Genomic DNA, 3,320 nt, shown 5'->3' on the forward strand with positions numbered 1-3,320 from the left:
TTGCAGGGGAAAGAGTTTTCCTTAATGGCTTTCGTCCAGGGTGAACATGTGTACCCAATGATTCCTGCAAGAGATCATAAGCGGGCGTTCGATGGTGATCAAGGTCCGAATACAGGTGGAATGGGGGCTTATGCACCTGTACCTGAATTAGAAGAAGGAGCCTATCAGACGGCGGTTTCTTCTATCCTCGAGCCGGCGGCGCGGGCTCTTGTCAAAGAGGGTCGTTCCTTTACCGGCATTTTATATGCAGGCCTAATTGAAAGTCCCGAGGGGCCAAAAGTGATTGAGTTCAACGCGCGCTTTGGAGATCCCGAGACGCAGGTCGTTCTTCCGCTGCTTGAAAATGATCTTGTGCAAGTGATGCTGGATGTTCTGGAAGGCAAGGACCCTGAACTTACCTGGTCGAAAGAGGTTTGTGCAGGGGTGGTCGTCGCTTCGAGCGGATATCCGGGGGGATATGAGAAAGGACGGCCGTTACCTGTATTAAAAGCACACGATCAGGCGTTTACGGTTCACGCCGGTACGGAAAAGGACGAGGAAGGCTATGTATCCAGTGGCGGGCGTGTCCTGCTTGCAGGTGCTAAAGATAAGAATCTTGCCCGGGCACTGGATGGCGTTTATGATTATTTGAACTGTTTTGAAGGGTTCTCTGACTTTTTCTATCGCCGTGACATCGGACACTCATCGATTTCTTCGACGGACACCTAAATAAAATAGGGCGGCGATCGAACCGATGATCGTGATGACCACGAATCCGACGTCTGTTAAATATTCCATAAAGTCCATTGATTTCATCCTTTATAAGAAGGACGGGGAGTGCCCCGTCCTTTTTTATTTCGGGATCAACCCGATTTCTTCATCATTTACTGCTGAACTGGTTTAAATTCTGCTGCCATCCTTGTTCAATACCGTCTGTTTCCTCAGCCATTTCTTCAAAAGCTGCCGTTAACGGGCAGTAGCGGACAATCCCTTCAGCTACTTTCATTGATGCGAGGACAACAAGCATAGGATGGACTTCTCTTGTCTTATTTGCTCGAATGGTCAGTAACGTCAGCATGCTTAATCCAGCTGTAATACGAACCATTGAGTTGATGATGCCAATATTTGGCTTCATGGTCGGCTTCCTCCTTACCACATAAAGACTTCCTGTGTTACCATAGTACATATTGACTCGATAGGAGGACGCTCCATGAATGAAACACGATTCCGTTGGCGTAACCGGCAGCTGCGTGAACACGCAAGCGTCATGGATGGTACGCATGCGCCAACCAAATTAATTAAACATACCACTTATTTAAACGTATATTTAAAACAATGGATGACTGGACATATATGGTTGTACGAAGACCGCATCATTTATACCGGTTCGGAGCTTCCTGCCAACCTGGAAGGAACAGAAATCATTGATGGAAAGGATAGTTACATTGTCCCGGGGTATATTGAACCCCACGCCCATCCTTTTCAATTATATAATCCCCGAAGCTTAGCGGAATATGCAGCGCGCACAGGTACCACATCATTAATCAACGATAACCTCATGTGGCTTTTTTTAACAAAAAAAGAGAAAGCGTTTTCGCTGCTTGAAGAATTCATGGATTTACCGGCTACGATGTACTGGTGGGCGCGCTTCGATCCCCAGTCTGTCTTAAGAGACGAAGAACGTGAAGCCTTTGACGAGCAGGTTGTTTCCTGGATTGAACACGATGCTGTCATTCAGGGCGGGGAACTCACGGCCTGGACGGATGTCTTGTATAATGGTGACGAACAAATCCTGCACTGGATGCAGGAGACGAAACGCGCCCGCAAGCCGCTTGAAGCCCACTTACCCGGAGCCAGCGAAAAAACGCTTGTGAAAATGCGTCTCTTAGGTATGGATTCAGAACACGAATCCATGACCGCCGATGATGTGATTAAGCGGCTTTCGGTCGGTTATCAGACAGGAATCCGCTATTCGTCTATACGACCGGATCTTCCGGAGATTTTTAAAGGTCTGAAGGAAAAGAATCATACGCACTATGATCACCTGATGTACACCACAGATGGATCAACGCCTGGTTTTTATCGTGAAGGACTGATCAATATGTGCATACGGCTTGCCATAGAGGCTGGAGTCCCCGTCATTGATGCTTATATGATGGCCACCTATCAGCCGGCACGTCACTTTAATATTGAAAACCGGGTAGGAAGTATTAATTCCGGACGCGTGGCTCACTTGAACTTTTTAAAAGATCCCAAGGATCCGACTCCGCATTCCGTGATCGCTAAAGGGGAGTGGGTAAAGCGCGATGGAGAAGACATCAAACCGGAGAATTCCATCCAGTGGAAGAAGAATGGCATTGATCATTTAAATCTTGATTGGGAAATGAACGAGCACGATATGCAGTTCTCCATGCCGATTGGAATGGAGATGATTAATGACGTTATTATGAAACCTTATGCGATTGATCTAGATGCATCTGCGTCACAGCTTCCAGACGATACAGATGAAGCTTTTCTCATGCTCATGGACCGAGAAGGTAAATGGACCGTAAACACCCTGCTCAAAGGGTTTACGGATTCCCTTGGGGCTCTTGCAAGCTCATACTCCAACACGGGAGACCTTATTCTGATTGGAAAATCGCGGTCAGATATTGAAAAAGCGTTTGCTCGAATGAAAGAAATCGGCGGTGGAATCGTTCTCGTGGATCAAGGAAAGATTCTCTTTGAATTGCCTCTTCCGCTTGGCGGGATCATGTCTGATTTGCCGCTTGAGGATTTAATGCAGGAAGAAAGCAAACTGAAAGAGTATTTGAAGGAGTACGGTTTTTCATTTTCCGATCCAGTGTACACACTGCTTTTCTTATCTTCCATGCATTTACCTTATATACGAATCACACCGCTTGGTATCATGGATGTGAAAAAGAAAGAAGTACTCTATCCTTCCATCATGAGATAGTATAGAATGATATGAAAAAAATGATGAGGGAAGTGCGAGATGAGAAGGTTAACCTGGATGCTGCTGTTTGGTTGTGTGCTTATGCCTCTTCAGGCCTGTGCGGGCGGAGCCCCTCAGGCGCCGTCCCCTTCACCAGAAGCCCCTGATGGAGTTTCTACCGAAAATGAGACGATTGAAGATGACGAGGATGTTTTTCCATTAACCGGAGAACCTGCGCAGGGCGGGGTGGATCATCGGGTGGTTTCTGTGATGATTAATAATCATACCAAAGCCCGACCTCAATCCGGCTTAAGTCAGGCAGATATTGTATTCGAAGTATTGGCAGAGGCACAGATCACCCGTTTTTTAGCTTTATTTCATAGTCAACTACCTGATACAATTGGAC

General features: G+C 46.7%; 5 protein-coding genes. 3 read left to right on the forward strand and 2 right to left on the reverse strand.

The window, feature by feature from the left end; genetic code table 11:
* Positions 1–708, forward strand: a 708-nt coding sequence (locus tag WAM07_RS05535; RefSeq protein WP_422165442.1) for a phosphoribosylamine--glycine ligase, incomplete at its 5' end; no start/stop codon positions are given.
* Here WAM07_RS05535 and WAM07_RS05540 read toward each other — a convergent pair.
* Positions 682–795: an EYxxD motif small membrane protein gene (locus tag WAM07_RS05540; protein ID WP_396252823.1), complete on the reverse strand. Its 114-nt coding sequence runs from the start codon at positions 793–795 to the stop codon at positions 682–684. The two genes, WAM07_RS05535 and WAM07_RS05540, sit on opposite strands and share 27 nt — an antisense overlap.
* A 64-nt stretch (positions 796–859) precedes the next feature.
* The gene (locus tag WAM07_RS05545; protein ID WP_422165444.1) at positions 860–1,114 is read right to left on the reverse strand and encodes a YgaP family membrane protein; all 255 of its coding nucleotides are present in this window, start codon (positions 1,112–1,114) and stop codon (positions 860–862) included.
* Between the two features lie 75 nt (positions 1,115–1,189).
* On the opposite strand from WAM07_RS05545, the gene WAM07_RS05550 reads away from it, so the two are divergent.
* A complete protein-coding gene (locus tag WAM07_RS05550; protein ID WP_422165446.1) occupies positions 1,190–2,935 on the forward strand; it encodes an adenine deaminase C-terminal domain-containing protein in 1,746 nt (581 codons plus the stop codon).
* Between the two features lie 39 nt (positions 2,936–2,974).
* Positions 2,975–3,320, forward strand: a 346-nt coding sequence (locus tag WAM07_RS05555) for a DUF3048 domain-containing protein (protein WP_422165448.1), incomplete at its 3' end; no start/stop codon positions are given.

The sequence above is a fragment of the Halobacillus sp. genome (genome assembly GCF_049282395.1).
Lineage (GTDB): Bacteria > Bacillota > Bacilli > Bacillales > Halobacillaceae > Halobacillus.